Genomic DNA, 16,949 nt, shown 5'->3' with positions numbered 1-16,949 from the left:
GCCGTCAGGCGCTTGGTGCCAGCGCCTCGGCAATACGACTTATGGAACGTCGCAGGGCGCGGTCCTCGATACGGTTGAATGACCGGACCAATTGCCGCGCTTCCATCGAATAGACGCGATGGCTTCCGGGCAGGGGTTCGTCACGCTCGGAAGAGGGGAAGAAAGCCCCGACGGGACAATTCAGGATCTGCGACAGCTGAAATAGGCGACCGGCCGAGAGACGGTTCTGGCCCGCCTCGTATTTCTGGACCTGCTGGAAACTGATGCCCAGTTGTTGGGCCAATGCGGATTGGGACAGCCCCTGATGCTGGCGCCGCTGCGCGACCGCGCGACCGACCATGACATCAACCTCTAAGACCTGACGCGCCATTGAACCCCCTTCACCTTGCAACAATATCGTTGCATGGTGCCACGGAAGTTGCAACGTTTTTGTTTCATCAGGTGTCGTGACGGGCGACCACCGCACACACACGGCGGACATTTGCCGGTGACAGGGTTACATTTCGCGAATGCGCATCGGCCACCACGACCTGTCTATCGGTTAGACGGACAAACAGGCCGACCAGCCGTCGCCCGTCCTTCAACTCAAGCACACAACCGCCACCTTCACGCGGCAGCCTGTCGGGATCGTATTCGATGACAGTATCGGCGAAAGCCCACGGTGCCATGTCGTCCGATCCCATTCGGAACATGACTGTCTCGGGTTGGACCGGGGCGAGGGGAGGAGACGGTCGCGCGGGTCTATGGTCAAAGTCACGGCCCTTCGAGGAAAGCCCGCCATTCGATGTCGTGTCCGCAGGATCGGGTGATCCGCCATCCAGACGCAGGGCAAGGTCTTCGGGCGTCGCATCAAGAGCCTGTGTCAGGCGCCTTTGAACATCCGGCCGGAAAATGCCCGCGCGGCGTCCGGCCTCGTACAGGCTCCACCCCTGACTGGTCATGCCGATACGGCTTCCCGCCTCGGCCTGGCTCAACCCCCGCTCTCGACGCATAGCGGCGAGTGCCTCGCCGATACGACCGGCCTCTTCACGTTCGTTCATCAGCCCAGCTTGCCACTTCGCATCGCACGTGACGAGAGGGTTTCATGTGAAACATTAAGTCGCTGCGCCCTTGCGATCCGGCAGGCGAGGGGGCATCTGGCAATCATGTTCATTCAGACCGAACCCACTCCGAACCCGAACGCGTTGAAGTTCCTGCCGGGCCGCGAAGTCGCCCCGGGGACGTCGATCGAATACCGCACCATCGAAGAGGCCGCCGCCTCCGCGCTGGCGGAAGCCCTGTTCGAACTGGAAGGCGTGGACGGGGTGATGTTCGGCGAGGACTATATCTCGGTCACCCGCCACGAGCGCGGTCCGTCATGGTCGGACATGAAGGCCCCGATCCTGTCGGTCATCATGGACCACTTTGTCTCGGGTGCCCCCCTTCTGCGTTATGAAACCGCCGGTGACACCCACGCCGCGCAGGAAGATGACGAGATCACCCTCGAAATCAAAAACCTGCTGGATAGCCGCATCCGTCCGGCCGTTGCCCAGGACGGCGGCGACATCCTGTTCGACAGCTTCGACCACGAGACGGGCATACTGCGTCTGCGCATGCGCGGCGCCTGCTCGGGCTGTCCGTCGTCAGCCGCGACGCTGAAGTCCGGTGTCGAACAGATGATGCGCCACTATGTACCCGAAGTGACCGCCGTCGAGCAGGTCATCTAAAAACCGCCTCGAAGGGCCGTCAGGCCATGTCTTCAATATCGGCGTCGGTCATTTCACCCGGCACGATGGTGACAGGCAGCTTGCGCCCTTCGACGCCCACACCTTTGTTGACGATAGACGTCACCAGTGGCCCGGGCCCGCGCGACCCTGTTGCCGAGGCCAGAACCAGAATTTTGATGTCCGGGTCTTCTGCCGCCGCGCGCCGTACCGCCGCCAGAGGATCTCCCTCGTAAATGAGGAAAATCGGTGTCGCTCCGGAAAGGGCCGTCACCCTGTCTGACAGACTGGCCAGAAGGGTTTCGGCCTCGGCGCGTTGTTGCCTGCGGATTTCGTCACGCACACCCGTCCAGTGCTCTTCGGTTGCCTCTGGCGTTACGCGCAACAGCACGACACGACCGCCCGTCGAGCGGGCACGCTTTGCCGCATAGCCAAGGGCCGCGTTCATTTCAGGCGTATCGTCAACGACGACCAGAAATTTGCGGATCAAGGGGCGTCTCCTTGCTGCGTGATTTGATCAGCTAAACCAAAGCACTGATGAAGGCCAAGTCCCTTCACGCCCTCGTCATCGACATGAAAAAGGGCGGCCTGTTTCCAGACCGCCCATTTCCACTGTCCAGACGAGGTTAAGCCTCGCTGGAGATCACCTCGCGGATCGCCGCATTGGCGATGGTCAGCTTGGCGAAGGTCCAGCCCGCGCCCGAGGCCTCGATCTCGTCTACCGAGGCGCGCAGCGCCTCGACCGACGGCAGGCGCTGGCCGATCCATGCATCGACAGCATCCTCGGCCTTGGCTTCGGTTTCGCCGACTTCCTCGTTGCAGGTCTTGGCGACAGAACGGGTGAGGGTCATTTCCTCGGTCATAAGGTCCTGCACCAGACGGCGCACGGCCAGACGGTCGAAGTGATCACCCGATTTCACCGAACCGGCCGCGGCACGCAGACGGTCGAAATCAAAGGCGGCGCCAACCTGGTGATAGAGGCGGGCCATAGCCGGAGCTTTCCAGCCGGCTTCATCGGCCAGATCGCCGATGTCGGCGGTCGCCACCAGCGGACGCAACATGGCCACGGTGCGGGCCAGTTCTTCCGGTGCCCCCAGATCGATGAAGCGCTGGACGCGCTCTTCCAGACGGCCCTGTTCGAAGCGCGACAGCACATCGCCACCGGCCTGACGCAGGGCGTCGGCGTGCGGGCGGTACTTCTCGATCAGACCACCGACGCTGGTTTCCTGGCGGGCCGCACGTCGGGCCAGCCAGAAGGTCTGGCGACGCAGGACCACGGCGATTTCCTGATAGAGGGCCAGCTGGGCCTCTGCCGGAATCTTCAGGTCCAGACCCGAGACGGCATCCCATGCCTCATCCAGACGGAAGATGCGGCGGGCGGCCTCAAATGCCACGGTCATGGCGGTGGTGTCGCACTCTGCGGCAGCGCGCAGGCGGTCCGGGAAGGTCGGGCCGCACATGTTGACGATCTCGTTGGCCATCACGGTCGAGATGATCTCGCGGCGCAGACGGTGACCGGCCATGTCGGCCTCGAACTTGGCCAGCGGAGCCGGAAAGTAGCGGATCAGGCTTTCCTCGAAGAACGGATCTTCCGGCGCCTGAGAGGCGACGATGTCGTCCGACAGTTCCAGCTTGGCATATGCCGTCAGCACCGCCAGTTCCGGACGGGTCAGACCTTCGCCATCCTTCTTCATCTCGGCCAGCTTGGCATCGTCCGGCAGGTATTCCACCGCACGGTTCAGCTTACCCTCGGCTTCCAGCGCATGCATGAAGCGCTGCTGGGCGTCGAGGGCCGCCGCGCCTTCGGCCTGTTGAAGGCTGACGGCGAGGGTCTGGTCATAGTTGTGGGCCAGCACCTTCAGGCCGACTTCCTCGGTCATCGACTTCAGAAGGGCGTTGCGGTCCTCGGCCTTCAGGTTGCCAGCGGCGATGGCACCGCCGGTCAGGATCTTGATGTTCACCTCATGGTCCGAGGAGTCCACACCGGCCGAGTTGTCGATGGCGTCGGTATTCAGACGCACACCGGCACGGGCGGCCTCGATACGGCCCACCTGCGTGGCGCCGAGGTTGGCACCTTCGCCTACGACGGCGGCGCGCACGTCGCCACCGTTGATGCGGATGCTGTCGTTGGCCTTGTCACCCGCCTGGGCGTTGGTCTCGCCCGCACCCTTGATGTAGGTGCCGATGCCGCCGAAGTAGAGCAGTTCGACGCGGGCCTTCAGGATGGCCTGCATCAGTTCCTGCGGCGTGACCGTGTCGGCCTCGATATCCAGCAGTTCCTTGATCTGCGGGGTCAGGGTGACCGACTTGGCGTTGCGCGGGAACACGCCACCGCCTTCCGAGATCAGCGACTTGTCATAGTCCTGCCAGCTGGTGCGCGGGGTGTTGAACAGACGGTTGCGCTCTTCCCACGACTTGGCCGGATCCGGGTTCGGATCGATGAAGATATCGCGGTGGTCGAAGGCAGCGACCAGTTTGATCGCCTTGGACAGCAGCATGCCGTTGCCGAACACGTCGCCCGACATGTCGCCCACGCCCGCCACGGTGAACGGTTCGGACTGGATGTCCTTGCCCATCTCGCGGAAGTGGCGCTTGACGGCTTCCCATGCGCCGCGTGCGGTGATGCCCATTTCCTTGTGGTCGTAACCGGCCGAGCCGCCCGAAGCAAAGGCATCGTCCAGCCAGAAGCCGTAGGACTGCGACACGCCGTTGGCGATATCGGAGAAGGTGGCCGTGCCCTTGTCGGCGGCGACCACCAGATAGGGGTCGTCACCTTCCCAGGCGATCACATTGTCAGGGCGGACCGGAGCGCCTTCACCGACGATATTGTCGGTGATGTCCAGCATGCCCGACAGGAAGGTCTTATAGGCGCGGATGGCTTCGGCCTGAAGCGCGTCGCGGTCACCACCGACCGGAAGCTGTTTCGGATAGAAGCCGCCCTTGGAGCCGACCGGCACGATGACCGAGTTCTTCACCTGCTGGGCCTTCACCAGACCCAGAACCTCGGTGCGGAAATCGTCGCGGCGGTCCGACCAGCGAAGGCCGCCACGGGCCACCGGACCGAAGCGCAGGTGCGCGCCCTCGACGTGCGGCGCCCAGACGAAGATTTCGCGGAACGGCTTGGGCAGGGGCATGTCCTCAAGCTCGCGCGGGGCGATCTTGATCGAGATGTGCGGCTTGCCCTGATAGAAGTTGGTGCGCTTCAGCGCCCCGATCAGGTCAGCGAGACGACGCAGGGCGCGGTCGTGATCCAGGCTGGCCACATCCTGCAACAGGGTGGCGATTTCCGACTGGATACGGGCGACTTCCTCTTCGCGCGAGGCGGCATCGCCACCGGCGGCCGGATCGAACTTGGCCTTGAACAGCGCCAGGATGGCACGCGACACGGCTGGATAAAGCTTGAGGGCTTCTTCCTGTATCGCCTGCGACGGGTCCAGGCCGGTTTGCTGGCGATAGCGGGCGAGGGTGCGGATCAGGGCTGCCTCGCGCCAGTCAATGCCCAGTTCCAGCACCAGACGGTTGAAGCCGTCGCTCTCGGTGCGACCATTCCACACCGCCGCAAAGGCGGCCTCGAACGGGGCCTTGATGTCCGAGAATTGCAGTCCCTCACCACGCGGATCTTCCAGCAGGAAGTCGTGGATATAGATCGGCGCGTCCCCGGTCGGGCGCACGACGTGGTCGGATTCCTCGAGGGTCTTCAGGCCCATATCCGCCAGGATCGGCAGAACATCCGACAGCGGCACGGCGCCGCCACGGCGATACAGTTTGAAGCGGAACTGCAGCGGGCTTTCGGCGGCGGTGCGGAAGGCGCGGACGGCCACCGACTCGGCGGTGATGCCATCGCCCTCGCCCGAAGCGGCCAGACGGTCGAACTGTTTCAGGTCCTGGGCAGCTTCGGCGGCATCGTAACGGTCGCGATAACCGGCCCCAAAGGCATCAGCCCACTTGGCACTGGTCGGGCCTACGGCCACTTCATCGAACTCGGCAGCACGAAGCGCGCTTTCGAAACGGTCGATCCACGAACGCCCTGCCTCGGCCACGCGGGCCTCCAGCGCCTTGTGATCCGGTACCGGATGCTCGCCCGGCGTCACGCCGATGATGTAGTGCACGCGGGTCAGCGGCTGATCCGACAGCTGCGGATACCAAGCCGAGACGCGGCCACCCCATTCCTCGGCAAGGATACGCCCGATACGGGCGCGCAGGACGGCATCGAAACGTTCGCGCGGGATAAAGGCCAGCACCGACACGAAACGGTCGAACGGATCACGGCGCGAGAACAGACGGATACGCGGACGGTCATAGAGGTGCAGGATACCCAGAGAGGTATCCAGCAGTTCGTCTTCCGAAATCTGGAACAGCTCGTCGCGCGGATAGTTCTCGAGGATGTTCTTCAGGCGCTTGTAGTTGTGCGTGCCCGGCGCCTTGCCCGCGCGTTCCAGCGCATTGGCCACCTTGCGCCGGATCAGCGGCACTTCCTTGGCCATCTTGTCATAGGCTTCGGCGGTGAACAGACCGACGAAACGGGTCTCGCCCACAACGCGGCCGTTGTCGTCGTAGCGTTTGACGCCGATGTAATCCATGTAGGCGCGGCGATGCACGCGCGAGCGCAGATTGGACTTGGCGACCGTCACCGGCTCGCTCTGGTCAAGCTGCTGTTTCATGGCTTGCGTCAGGACGTTCGGCTCCGAAGCCCGGCGCAGCACACGACGTTCCGGCGAACGCAGAACACCAAGGCCCTCGACCTTGCTCATCGGCTCTTCGGCTTCGCTCGGGAATTCGTATTCACGGGCACCGAGGAAGACGAAATGGTCGCTCTTCACCCAACGCAGGAAGGCGATGTTCTCCTGCAGGGCCGCTTCGTCGATGCGGCCCGAAGAGGTTTCGGCTTCAAGGCGGCTGATCGCCGACTGCATGGTCTCGACCATAGCGGCGTGATCGTCCACTGCGGCGTGCACATCCGACAGGGCGGCGGCCAGACCTTCACCCAGGACGTCGCGGCGTTCCTGCGGCAGCGGATCGATAATCAGGATGATCAGGGAGTCACGGCGCCCGCCGGCGACCTCGACGATCGGGTGATAGAAGGCGCGGACCGTCACGCCTGCATCGGCCAGTTCGCCCAGCACACTGTCCACGAGGAAGGGGGCGTCGTCCTGGATGATCAGGACCTGATCATAACCCGTGGCGCGACCATCGGCACCCGCCAGAGAACGTACAGTCACAAGAGCGGCGGAACCCGCCTCGCGTTTCTCGGCCTGTTCCAGGGCCTGATTGAGAAGGGACGCCAGATCCTTCAGATCGATGTCCGGCGTTTCATCGGATTCATAGTCTTCGATGACCTGTTTCAGCAGGGAAGCCTGTGCCGCGCCCGGGGGCCCCGCCGCAACCTCGGAGAAAGCTTTCTCAAGCGCCTCCATATTGGCCAGGTCGGCAGGAGCAGAACGCGAAGCGGCTGACATGTGAAAATCTCATCAGACGGGGCAGGATGCCACCAGATGATCCCACATTAGCGCCCTCAATTCTTATTCCTAGAGGGGTTTGCGCCTTTAAGTCTGTGTGCACCGCACAATGTTGCGCGAACGGCCCATTACCAAGAATACAGACCCGTGATCTGCCACAATGTTGAACGATTTTGCCATTTTAGGCCGGATTACACTTCACCCTTACGTCAAGGTAAGGATGGTCGGTCGAAATATTCGGGCCTGAATTGAACAAGGCCGTCGAACGGGGTCCGACGGCCTGCTCAGTCCGGCGCTATAGGAGGGGGAGGGGAAGCGCCGGCCATTTACGAAGGGCCCCAGGGGGAGGGGAGGGGGAAGGGACCCCGTCGTGTGATTACCGATTTAGGGGTCGATTGCGGCGAATCAAGGACCGATAGACGAATTTTTTCGGTCTTTTTGAAATCAGCGCGTGAACTTTCCTAACACCCGCTCGAATAGTGACGCTTTCTTGCCATCACCATTGTCGTCGCCTTTTTCCGCATATGGATTGCCGTCACCGGACAGCAGGACCGCCATCCAGCGCGACGATTTGAATTCCGCCAGAATAGCCATCGCCATGACAGCCAGCGGAGTGGACAGGAACATACCGGCCACGCCCCACATCTTGCCCCAGAAGGCCAGGGCCAGAAGTACGGCAATGGGGTCGATATTCTGGTTGTCGCCCTGCATGCGCGGCTGGACGACATTGCCGACGACAAACAGCACAACCTGCAAACCGATCAACAGGATCATGGCAGGCCAATAGCTTTCAAACTGGACCAGCGCGAACAACGGCGGCGCCAGACCCGCAATCGCACCGCCCAGGATCGGGATAAAGCCCACGATAAAGATCACAAAGGTCCAGAACTCGGCGTTCTGAAGACCCACCACACGCATCAATATCCAGGCCACCAGACAGATCATCACGCCAGTAACAGCCTGCACCCACAGATAGCCCTCAACGCCACCGCGAACACGTTCGAAAACCTCCACGGCCTCGTGACGACGTCCACGGTCAGGGAACATATTGATGATCTTCTTTTTGAAGCCCTGCTTTGAGGCGATCAGAAAGCCGAGATAAATCAGTACGAAGAAGGCACCCGAAGCGGCACCCTGTACCTGAACCGCCGCAACCGTCAGCCAGCCGCGGACATCGACACCGGCCATGAGGTCCTGGAACGTCGGAGGATGTTCCATACCGACCATGCCGCTGATATCCAGAATAATCCGGTCGAGACGCGGGCCGATACTGCCCGCGACACCGGTGGCGTCTGTGAAGAAGCCAGCCGCGCCGTCAACGATGATCCATAGCGAGCCAAGGAAGCCGACAACCACCAGGCCCACAGCCGCGATACCGGCAAAGCGCACAGGAACCCGTGCCTTGTTGATCAGCCAGCGCTCGATCCCCGCGATCATGATCATCAGGAAGATGGCCATCGCCAGCGGCGTCAGAATATCCCTCAGCCAGTACAGGGTGGCACCGGCAGCCACGACGGCGGTGAGCACCAACGCATTACGCGAGGCAAGGGCTGTGTCTGAGGTAAGCGGCAGCTTCATAGCAGAGAGTGTCCAGTTTAGGCGGCGGAGCGTCAATCGCTGGGAGACGGGAATGTTCCTTTATCGGCCCTAGCCTCTTGTCGTTCGCTCACGCGTGACGCAGCGTAGGGTTCTGATACGGAGACCGTTTTAATGACCGATGCGCCTTCGATATTTCTGGGTCAGTCCTTCGAGGGCGAACCCCAGAAACTCCTGCTCAACCGCGCCAACCGCCACGGCATCGTCGCCGGTGCTACAGGCACGGGAAAGACTGTCACCCTGCAGATCATGGCACAGGGCTTTTCAGACGCGGGCGTGCCGGTGTTCTGCGCCGATATCAAAGGCGACCTGTCAGGGGTGAGCCAGCCCGGAGATGTGGCCAAGTTTTCGGAACGCGCCGGTAAAATGGGTCTGGAACTGACCGGCCGGGCCGCACCGACCGTGTTCTGGGATCTGTTCGGAGAAAAGGGCCATCCGATCCGGGCCACGGTCTCAGATGTCGGGCCCTTGTTGCTGGCCCGGATGCTGGAATTGAACGACGTGCAGGAGGGCGTACTGTCCATCGCCTTCCACGTCGCGGACAAGGAGGGCCTGCTGCTGCTGGATCTGGAGGATTTGCGCAGCCTGCTGACCTATGTGTCCGAGAACGCCAAGACCATCGGTGCCGAGGTGGGCAACGTCTCGCCCCAGTCCGTGGCCGCCATCCAAAGGGCCCTGCTCCAGCTGGAACAACAGGGGGCCAAATCCTTTTTCGGCGAACCCGCCCTGAGGCTGGACGACCTGATCCGGACGTCCCTGGACGGACGGGGCCAGATCAATGTTCTGGACTCCACCCGCCTGATGAACAATCCGCGCCTGTACGCGGCATTCCTGCTGTGGCTGCTGTCGGAACTGTTCGAACAGCTTCCCGAAATCGGTGACCCGGACAAGCCGCGCCTCGTCTTCTTCTTCGATGAAGCCCACCTGCTCTTCAAGGATGCGCCCAAAAGTCTGCTGGAAAAGATCGAACAGGTCGTCCGCCTGATCCGCTCGAAAGGTGTCGGTGTCTATTTCGTCACCCAGAACCCCGCCGATATTCCCGACACTGTGCTGGCCCAGATGGGAAACCGCATCCAGCACGCCCTGCGCGCCTATACACCCGCCGAGCAGAAGGGCCTGAGAGCGGCCGCTCAATCCTTCCGCACCAATGGGGGCTTTGACACCGCCGAGGCCATACAGGCGCTCGGGGTGGGCGAGGCGCTTGTCTCGACGCTGGACGAGAAAGGGGCACCGACGGTGGTGGCCCGCTCCAAGATCAGGCCACCGGACTCGCGTCTGGGCCCGGCAACCGATGCAGAGCGGGCGCAAATCCTGCAGTCCAGCCCTGTACGCGGCGTCTACGGTACGGCCATCAACCGCGAGAGCGCCGAAGAAGTGCTGAAAGCCCGCAAGGCACAGGCCACACGTATCGAGGCCGAACAAAAACAGGCCGAAGAAGCCGAAAAGCAACGCGCCAAGGCCCAGAAAGAGGCCGCAAAGACCACCCGCGCTCCGGCGCGCAGATCCAGCCGGCAGACACCGACCGAAGCCCTGATGAAGTCGGTGCTGCGTACTGCCGGCTCCACCATTACGCGTGAACTGTTACGCGGTGTGCTGGGCGGACTGAAACGCCGCTAGGCCTTATTGGCGCGGCATCAGCCGCCACATGCGAAGCGGGTGCCTGACGGTGCCCGCTTCCGCACCGGCAGCATCGCCTGTGCCCATATAGAGATCGGCACGGACCTGGCCGCGAATGGCCGATCCGGTATCGAGCGCCATCATCAAGCCCCGATAGCTGCCACGGGCGCCGCGCAGGTTCCCGCCATCACCTTCGATCCATACAGCTTCGCCATACGACCATTTCGACGGATCCACCGCGATGGACCGCCGTGCGTGCAATGGAATGTTCGCCGCGCCGACCGCTTCGCGACCGTCATCAGGGGCCAGGGTGAAGAAGATGTAGCGGGGATTGAGCTGCATCACCTCGCGCGCCAGCGGACCGCGGTTACGGGCCAGCCAGCCGCGGATGGCATCACCCGACGTACCGTTTTGCGGCAACAGGCCGCGCTCGGCCATAGGACGGGCAATACCGACAAATCTCTGTCCATTGTCGGCGGCATAGGCTGCCCGCATGCGGCGCCCGTCGGGGAAGGTCAGGTTTCCTGAGCCCTGGATCTGCAGGAAGAACAGATCCTCGGCCCGCATCCAGGCCAAGGCCTGCGACTGCGCCGAACCTGCCTCGATGGCCCGCCGGTCGCCCACCGACGCCAGATTGGCCGGACGGCTGAGAACAGGCATGTCGAACTCTGAATCCGGAATCCAACGGGCCGGATATTCAGGCGCGAAATAGGATGTCAGCAAACCGTTGGAGCCATCATCGTTGCGCACTTCGACAGCCACGAACCATTGCTCGAAAAAGGCCCGCGCGGTTTCCGCGGAAGGGTGCGGATAGCGGGACATCATGGACTTGGCGTTCTGGCAAGCCTGATAGGGGGTGCGCAATACACCACAGCCCTCGGCATAGGCCCGCAGCGCGCCTTGATGATCCTCGTACTCCCAGCCCGGAAGCTGGGTCAGGGGTTGGCCATAGGGTTGGGGTCCGGGATAGGGCACGGGCCCCGTCTGGGGCGGCACATTGGCCGGCGGATAGTTCACCGGCGGGACATTCGGCTGTCCCGGATAGGGAAGGGTGGGTACTTTCGGCGACGAGGCACAGGCCGCTGCCAGAAGGACAAGTGCCAGTCCGGCAAAGCCACGGCCTGCGGAATTCAATCCATTACCCGCTACGCTACGCATACTACCCTCTGCCCCCATCAGGCCGTGGCCGCCTCGACCTTGGCCAAAGCCCAGTTGGGGTCCGAGGAACCGAGGCGACGCTCGAACGTCCATACCTCGGCGGTACGGCGTTCCTCGACATGGCTTTCACCGGAGGTTTCGGTAACCGTATTGCGCACCTCGGCGAGGAAGCGCACGCGGGCCTTGGCGACATCACCCTCTACGGTGCCCAGTTCGAGATCGGCACGTGGCGGGGATACCAGTTCCACGGCCTCGGTACGTCCCGCCGTCTCGCGGGCCGAGATACCGGCGTTGAAAGAGGCCATGACCTTTTCGGTCAGCAGGGGGCGCAGGGCCTCACGGTCACCGCGCGCATAGGCACGGACAATGGTTTCATAGGCCTGGCGGGCCCCATCAATGAAGCGGGCCGGATCAAAAGCCGGATCACGCTCCTTCAGACCTGCAATCGCCGTGGCGATTGCGGGGTCCACAGGCGGTTGCCCCTGCACCTTGGGATCACCGCCGACGGGCAGAGGGGGGGCAATGACCATGCCCTTGGCCTTGGCCTTTTTGGCGTTGTCCTCGGGCTGACGCCCGACCTTCTTGCCCAAGACGTTATAGAGCTGGAACAGCAGAAACGCCGCTAGAACGGCGAACAACACGATCTGGACGGTCACGACGTAGTCATTCCTCAGTGTATCCGGCCAGTCGTACTGGCCCTCATGGGCAGCTGTCAGCCAAATCCGCTATCCGAAAACCGGCGAACAGGACAACAGCGCCTTCTTATCCTTGTGATTAGGGGGCGATTAGGACCGGCGCAAGGCAAAGCAAGTGTCTCAGCTTCCACCTACCGTTGCGACGGATAGTCCCAACGTGCTACCGCGACGCCATAAACCCGCCCCAAACGGGGGCACTTCGTTTTTTTCAAGAGACGGCCTTCGATATGACTGACGCTACGCAGCCCACCGACCCCAACGGCCAGAACCCGCAAGCCGATCAGGCACAGGGTCAGCCGCAAGGTCCGGGCTTCCGCATCCTGACCCAATATGTTCGCGACATGTCGTTCGAGAACCCGAAGGCACCGGAAAGCCTGCGCATCGAAGGCAAGCCGGCCATCGACATGGGCGTCGAGATGAACGCCGCGGGCCGTCCGGACGGTCTGTTCGAAGTCGAGCTGAAGCTGAGCGTCAAGGCCAGCGCCGAAGACAACACTCCGGTGTTCCAGGTCGAGCTGGTCTACGGTGGCCTGTTCGCCCTGACGGGTGTGGCACCGCAGGACATCGAGCCGATGCTGCTCATCGAATGCCCGCGCTACCTCTTCCCGTTCGCGCGCCAGATCATTGCCCAGGCCACGGCCGACGGCGGCTTCTATCCGCCGTTCATGGTCGACCCGATCGACTTTGCCGCCATCTATGTGGCCCGCCAGCAGCAGATCGCGGGCTCTCCGGCCGAAACCGGTCAGGCCTGATCCTTACCGATCAAACACACAAAAGCCCGTCACATAACGCGGCGGGCTTTTTTGTTCAGGCTTCGTCCTTGGCTGCGGGTTCAACGCCGAAACGGGTCCAGAGCGGATCCTTGACCCATTTGGCCAGAAAGGCACGGTGATCGGCGTCTTCCTGCGGGGTCAGTCGCGGGGGCAGGGCACGCGGGCGCGGACCATGTTCGGTGCGCCCCTGAACCACCGGCAGTCCCGAAGTGCTGACCGCACCACCGCCCAGATCAAAGGTCCGTTCCTTGCCACCCTTCAGCTCCAGATAGACCTCGGCCAGAAGGCGGGCGTCGATCAGCGCGCCGTGATAGGTCCGGTCGGCCAGCGAGATCTTGTAGCGCTTGCATAGGGCGTCCAGCGTATTGGGCTGGCCCGGGAACTTTGACTTGGCGATGGCCAGAGTATCGATCCAGCGCGGCTCGCCGGTGATGGGCTTGTGCGCGAGGGTCAATTCCCAGTCGATGAAGTTCCGGTCGAAGGCCGCATTGTGCGCGATCAGGGGCGCATCGCCGATAAAATCCAGGAACTCGTCTGCCATCTTGGCAAAGATCGGCGCATCCTTGACCATATCGTCGGTGATGCCGTGGACCTTAATGGCATCCTCCGGGATGGATCGCTCCGGATTGACGTAGCAGTGATAGGTCCGCCCCGTCGGCAACAGGTCGACAATCTCGATACAGCCCACTTCAATCAGGCGGTCGCCGGACTTGGGATCAAAGCCGGTGGTTTCGGTATCGAGGACGATTTCGCGCATGCCCTGTATTGCCCCCTTTATTGGTCCGAGAAAAGGCCCGCGCGGGCGCTCTTCCACGACGGATCAAGGACAGTGGCGACAATCTGTCTGATCCTTTGGCGGGCTGGCTCAAGGCCCTCGCCGGTCTCGACGATAAAGTCGGCCCGCGCCCGCTTTTCGGCATCTGGCATCTGGCGCGCGACAATGGCCTCAAGGCGCTCCGGCGTCATGCCCGGTCGGGCCAGAACCCGCTCCCGCTGAAGTTCTGCCGGTGCCGAAGCGACCACCGTGGCATCGACATAGGCGTCGGCCCCCGTCTCGAACAGAAGGGGAATATCCACGATGAAGAGACGAACACCCTCTTCCTTGGCCGTCCCCATTGCCCACATCCGGTCTTTCAGGACCAAGGGGTGAACAATCGCGTTCAGACGATCGAACTGCGCCCCGTCATTGCCGAGAACCGCCGCCAAACGCGGGCGATCCACCGCCCCGTCAACGATAACATCAGGCCCGAAAGCCTTGGCGATATCGGCGACTGCCTCTCCGCCCTTGGCGTACAGACGGTGAACGGCCGCGTCGGCATCCCAGACCACAGCCCCTTCTTCGCGAAAGAAGTCGGCGGTGGTCGATTTGCCCATGCCTATCCCACCCGTCAGGCCCAGAATAATCATCGGGCCTCTCCCAACAGGGTCAGGATGGTGGACCGGATGTCGATCGACGGGGGCGTCCGGCCAAAGAAGGCCTCGAACGACGGAACAGCCTGTCCGATCAGCATCGCCAGCCCATCCACCACCGTCAGTCCGTGATCGCGGCCCGACTGGAGGAAGGGGGTGATCAGCGGCTTATAGGTCATGTCCATGACCACCACCGTCGGCTTCAAGCGGCGCACATCATAGGTCGGCGGCACGCTCAGCGCATTGATCAGCAGATCGGCGTCATAGGTCTCGGCCTCGCCGTCAGCGACAGTGACCAGGCCGCCCAGATCATCGGCCAAGGCCTGTGCCCGCTCTTTCGTGCGGTTGAGCACCGATACCCTTGCCCCTGCCGTGACCAAGGCCCCCGCAGCGGCGCGGCTGGCACCGCCGGCGCCCAACAGCACGACCTTGGCGCCGTTGAGTTCAAGCGCTGGTGCCTGTTCCGACAGGGCATTGATGACCCCGCGGCCATCAGAACTGTCGCCATGGATTTGGCCATCCTTGAACACAAGGATATTGGCCGATTTGACCAGCCGCGCCGCCTCGGACACCCGATCACAGGCGGCAAAGGCCTGTTCCTTAAAGGGGGCGGTGACATTCACGCCCGCAATCAGTCCGGCACGGCCCGCGTTCAGAAGGGCGTCGAACCCCTCCGCATCCTTGGGGCCAAAGGCCGCATAGGTGCCGTCGATGCCCGCCGCATCCAGCCATCCGTTATGGATGGCGGGGCTGAGGCTGTGACCGATGGGCTGACCGACCACACCGGCCAGAATGGCGCGTCCGCTGATCCGGCTCATGCGGGCAGCACTCCAAAGGTGCGCAGCTTGTCCAGCACCAGCCATAGCGGCATGCCCAGCACGGTGAAATAGTCGCCGTCCACCTTGTCAAACAGCTGCGATCCCATGCCCTCGAGGCGATAGGAACCGACGCAGTGCAGCAGTTCCTCGCCTTCGTGCGCGATATAGGCTTCCAGAAAGGCGTCGGAGAAATCACGCACAAGCATGTCCGCCGTATCGGCATCGGCCCAGACGATTTCTCCGCCGCGGGCCAGAGCGACACCGGAATGAAGCTGGTGCGGACGGCCTCGCATGGCCGCCAGACGCGCCTTGGCCTGTTCCAGATCAGGGGCCTTGGAGATCAGACCGCCATCAAAGGCCAGCGTCTGGTCCGCACCTAGCACCACCGCATCGGGATGCTTCGCCGATACAGCCAATGCCTTGGCCTTGGCCAGATCGATGGCCAGTTGGCGGGGATCGACACCCGGAACCTTCAGGGCGTCTTCATCGACGCCGGCCACCTGAACATCAAAAGCCACGCCCGCATTGGTCAGCACCTCGCGGCGCACCGCGCTCTTGGACGCCAGAATAAAGCGGACCGAACTCATGAAGGCACTCCCATGCGGCGATTGCGCCGTGCATTGACCAGATTGACTATGGCTGCCGCCGTTTCCTCGACCGAGCGTCGGGTGACATCGATCACAGGCCAGCCACGGCGTTCAAAATCACGACGGGCCTTGATGATTTCGGCGCGGACGGCGTCGTGGTCGACATAGTCCGTCTCCTGGATCTGGTTCAGGCTGTCCAGACGGTTGCGACGGATCTGGACCAGACGGTCAGGCGAAACCGTCAGGCCGATCACCAGCGGATTGCGCAGTCCTTCCAGACGCGATCCGTCTTCGGAACCGGGCACCAGCGGCACATTGGCCGCGCGGATGCCGCGATGGGCCAGATAGATACAGGTGGGCGTCTTGGATGTGCGGCTGACCCCGCACAGGACGACATCGGCCTCTTCCAGCTCGGACAGCGATCCCTGACCGTCATCGTGGGCGATGGCGTAATCCAGCGCGCTCATACGGTTGAAATAGCCGGTATCCAGAGCGTGCTGGGCCCCGACGCGGGCAGAAACATCCGCACCGAGATAGTGCGACAGGGCCATGATCAGCGGATCAAGCGCACCGATCTGCGGAATATTCAAAGCCTTACAGCCGCGTTCCAGCTGTTCGCGCAGATCACGGTCAACCACCGTATGCAGGACCAGACCGGGGGCATCGGCGACCTCGGCCAACACCTCTTCCATCTGTCGCTCCGAGCGGACCAGGGCATAGATGTGTTCGATAGGAATAACGCCGTCAAAGCGGGCGACAACAGCCTTGGCCATCGCGTTCAGCGTCTCACCTGTCGAGTCAGACACCAGATGGACGTGGAAATAGGTCGCGATACGCGAGGTGCCGGGCGGGCGCGCGGGGCTCATTCGTCTTCCTTGAGCGGTCAAAGGACGGGTGACGCTGTTCTAGCCCCGTTTGCGTCGTGGCGCCCATACCCACCAAAACGGCGCCCTGACCGTGTGGAAAACCCGGGGCGCCATTCGCCGATTTCTGGGCGCCGAATTGGGCGTTCTGCGGCGCCATGGAGGGTGCCCATGAAGATCGGGCGCCAAAGTCATGAACGGCGCCCTGCCCGTCAAATTGGGCGCCGGTTATCTATCCCATGCTGTGTACAGAAATTGCTGTCCAATTTTGGC

15 protein-coding genes are annotated in these 16,949 nt (G+C 62.6%); 3 read left to right on the top strand and 12 right to left on the bottom strand.

Annotated elements, in window-relative coordinates; translation table 11 throughout:
* Window positions 1-4: 4 nt before the first annotated feature.
* Window positions 5-370 carry a helix-turn-helix domain-containing protein gene (locus tag B3H86_RS08265; RefSeq protein ID WP_292052820.1) on the bottom strand — a complete coding sequence of 122 codons (366 nt, stop codon included), beginning with the start codon at window positions 368-370 and terminating at the stop codon, window positions 5-7.
* Between the two features lie 67 nt (window positions 371-437).
* Window positions 438-1,040, bottom strand: a complete 603-nt coding sequence (locus B3H86_RS08260; RefSeq protein ID WP_292052817.1) for a helix-turn-helix domain-containing protein — start codon at window positions 1,038-1,040, stop codon at window positions 438-440.
* A 105-nt stretch (window positions 1,041-1,145) separates the two neighbouring features.
* Here B3H86_RS08260 and B3H86_RS08255 point away from each other — a divergent pair, with 105 nt between their 5' ends.
* Window positions 1,146-1,706, top strand: coding sequence for a NifU family protein (locus B3H86_RS08255; protein ID WP_292052816.1), 561 nt, complete (start codon window positions 1,146-1,148; stop codon window positions 1,704-1,706).
* Between the two features lie 19 nt (window positions 1,707-1,725).
* Here the strand turns inward: B3H86_RS08255 and B3H86_RS08250 are convergent, their stop codons facing one another.
* From B3H86_RS08250 to B3H86_RS08240, 3 genes are all read right to left on the bottom strand, one after another.
* The gene (locus tag B3H86_RS08250) at window positions 1,726-2,193 is read right to left on the bottom strand and encodes a universal stress protein (protein WP_292052813.1); all 468 of its coding nucleotides are present in this window, start codon (window positions 2,191-2,193) and stop codon (window positions 1,726-1,728) included.
* 136 nt (window positions 2,194-2,329) lie between these two features.
* Window positions 2,330-7,159, bottom strand: a complete 4,830-nt coding sequence (locus B3H86_RS08245; RefSeq protein WP_292052812.1) for an NAD-glutamate dehydrogenase — start codon at window positions 7,157-7,159, stop codon at window positions 2,330-2,332.
* Window positions 7,160-7,603: 444 nt separating this feature from the next.
* The gene (locus B3H86_RS08240; protein ID WP_292052811.1) at window positions 7,604-8,737 is read right to left on the bottom strand and encodes an AI-2E family transporter; all 1,134 of its coding nucleotides are present in this window, start codon (window positions 8,735-8,737) and stop codon (window positions 7,604-7,606) included.
* Between the two features lie 132 nt (window positions 8,738-8,869).
* On the opposite strand from B3H86_RS08240, the gene B3H86_RS08235 reads away from it, so the two are divergent.
* Window positions 8,870-10,372: a helicase HerA-like domain-containing protein gene (locus B3H86_RS08235; protein WP_292052809.1), complete on the top strand. Its 1,503-nt coding sequence runs from the start codon at window positions 8,870-8,872 to the stop codon at window positions 10,370-10,372.
* Between the two features lie 3 nt (window positions 10,373-10,375).
* Here the strand turns inward: B3H86_RS08235 and B3H86_RS08230 are convergent, their stop codons facing one another.
* Window positions 10,376-11,530 (bottom strand): MltA domain-containing protein, encoded by a 1,155-nt coding sequence (locus B3H86_RS08230; protein ID WP_292052807.1) that lies wholly within the window; start codon window positions 11,528-11,530, stop codon window positions 10,376-10,378.
* A 17-nt stretch (window positions 11,531-11,547) separates the two neighbouring features.
* Window positions 11,548-12,186: a TIM44-related membrane protein TimA gene (gene timA, locus B3H86_RS08225; protein ID WP_292052806.1), complete on the bottom strand. Its 639-nt coding sequence runs from the start codon at window positions 12,184-12,186 to the stop codon at window positions 11,548-11,550.
* Window positions 12,187-12,452: 266 nt separating this feature from the next.
* Between timA and secB the strand changes: the two genes are divergently transcribed.
* Entirely contained in the window at window positions 12,453-12,977 is a 525-nt protein-coding gene (gene secB, locus B3H86_RS08220; RefSeq protein WP_292052805.1) for a protein-export chaperone SecB, read from the top strand.
* Window positions 12,978-13,032: 55 nt separating this feature from the next.
* Here secB and dnaQ read toward each other — a convergent pair whose 3' ends face one another.
* The 5 genes from dnaQ to B3H86_RS08195 are packed head-to-tail and all read right to left on the bottom strand — an operon-like array spanning window position 13,033 to window position 16,679.
* The gene (dnaQ, locus tag B3H86_RS08215) at window positions 13,033-13,755 is read right to left on the bottom strand and encodes a DNA polymerase III subunit epsilon (protein WP_292052803.1); all 723 of its coding nucleotides are present in this window, start codon (window positions 13,753-13,755) and stop codon (window positions 13,033-13,035) included.
* Between the two features lie 17 nt (window positions 13,756-13,772).
* Entirely contained in the window at window positions 13,773-14,405 is a 633-nt protein-coding gene (coaE, locus tag B3H86_RS08210; RefSeq protein ID WP_292052801.1) for a dephospho-CoA kinase, read from the bottom strand.
* Complete coding sequence (gene aroE, locus B3H86_RS08205) at window positions 14,402-15,226, bottom strand: shikimate dehydrogenase (RefSeq protein WP_292052799.1); 825 nt, start codon at window positions 15,224-15,226, stop codon at window positions 14,402-14,404. The genes coaE and aroE overlap by 4 nt, the downstream gene beginning before the upstream one ends.
* A complete protein-coding gene (locus tag B3H86_RS08200) occupies window positions 15,223-15,813 on the bottom strand; it encodes a Maf family protein (protein WP_292052798.1) in 591 nt (196 codons plus the stop codon). The genes aroE and B3H86_RS08200 overlap by 4 nt, the downstream gene beginning before the upstream one ends.
* Window positions 15,810-16,679, bottom strand: a complete 870-nt coding sequence (locus B3H86_RS08195; RefSeq protein ID WP_292052796.1) for a pyruvate, water dikinase regulatory protein — start codon at window positions 16,677-16,679, stop codon at window positions 15,810-15,812. The genes B3H86_RS08200 and B3H86_RS08195 overlap by 4 nt, the downstream gene beginning before the upstream one ends.
* Between the last annotated feature and the right edge of the window lie 270 nt (window positions 16,680-16,949).

Origin of the sequence: Brevundimonas sp. UBA5866 (genome assembly GCF_002432125.1) — a bacterium.
In the GTDB taxonomy this organism is placed as follows: domain Bacteria; phylum Pseudomonadota; class Alphaproteobacteria; order Caulobacterales; family Caulobacteraceae; genus Brevundimonas.
The sequence above is the reverse complement of the archived record's forward strand: the minus strand, read 5'-3'. Positions and strand labels throughout refer to the sequence as shown.

Excerpts from the sequence above, each read along its gene's own strand:
- B3H86_RS08265 (WP_292052820.1), bottom strand. The coding sequence starts at position 370 with ATGGCGCGTCAGGTCTTAGAGGTTGATGTCATGGTCGGTCGCGCGGTC.
- B3H86_RS08260 (WP_292052817.1), bottom strand. The coding sequence starts at position 1,040 with ATGAACGAACGTGAAGAGGCCGGTCGTATCGGCGAGGCACTCGCCGCT.
- B3H86_RS08255 (WP_292052816.1), top strand. The coding sequence starts at position 1,146 with ATGTTCATTCAGACCGAACCCACTCCGAACCCGAACGCGTTGAAGTTC.
- B3H86_RS08245 (WP_292052812.1), bottom strand. The coding sequence starts at position 7,159 with ATGTCAGCCGCTTCGCGTTCTGCTCCTGCCGACCTGGCCAATATGGAG.
- B3H86_RS08240 (WP_292052811.1), bottom strand. The coding sequence starts at position 8,737 with ATGAAGCTGCCGCTTACCTCAGACACAGCCCTTGCCTCGCGTAATGCG.
- B3H86_RS08235 (WP_292052809.1), top strand. The coding sequence starts at position 8,870 with ATGACCGATGCGCCTTCGATATTTCTGGGTCAGTCCTTCGAGGGCGAA.
- B3H86_RS08230 (WP_292052807.1), bottom strand. The coding sequence starts at position 11,530 with ATGCGTAGCGTAGCGGGTAATGGATTGAATTCCGCAGGCCGTGGCTTT.
- secB (WP_292052805.1), top strand. The coding sequence starts at position 12,453 with ATGACTGACGCTACGCAGCCCACCGACCCCAACGGCCAGAACCCGCAA.
- dnaQ (WP_292052803.1), bottom strand. The coding sequence starts at position 13,755 with ATGCGCGAAATCGTCCTCGATACCGAAACCACCGGCTTTGATCCCAAG.
- coaE (WP_292052801.1), bottom strand. The coding sequence starts at position 14,405 with ATGATTATTCTGGGCCTGACGGGTGGGATAGGCATGGGCAAATCGACC.
- aroE (WP_292052799.1), bottom strand. The coding sequence starts at position 15,226 with ATGAGCCGGATCAGCGGACGCGCCATTCTGGCCGGTGTGGTCGGTCAG.
- B3H86_RS08200 (WP_292052798.1), bottom strand. The coding sequence starts at position 15,813 with ATGAGTTCGGTCCGCTTTATTCTGGCGTCCAAGAGCGCGGTGCGCCGC.
- B3H86_RS08195 (WP_292052796.1), bottom strand. The coding sequence starts at position 16,679 with ATGAGCCCCGCGCGCCCGCCCGGCACCTCGCGTATCGCGACCTATTTC.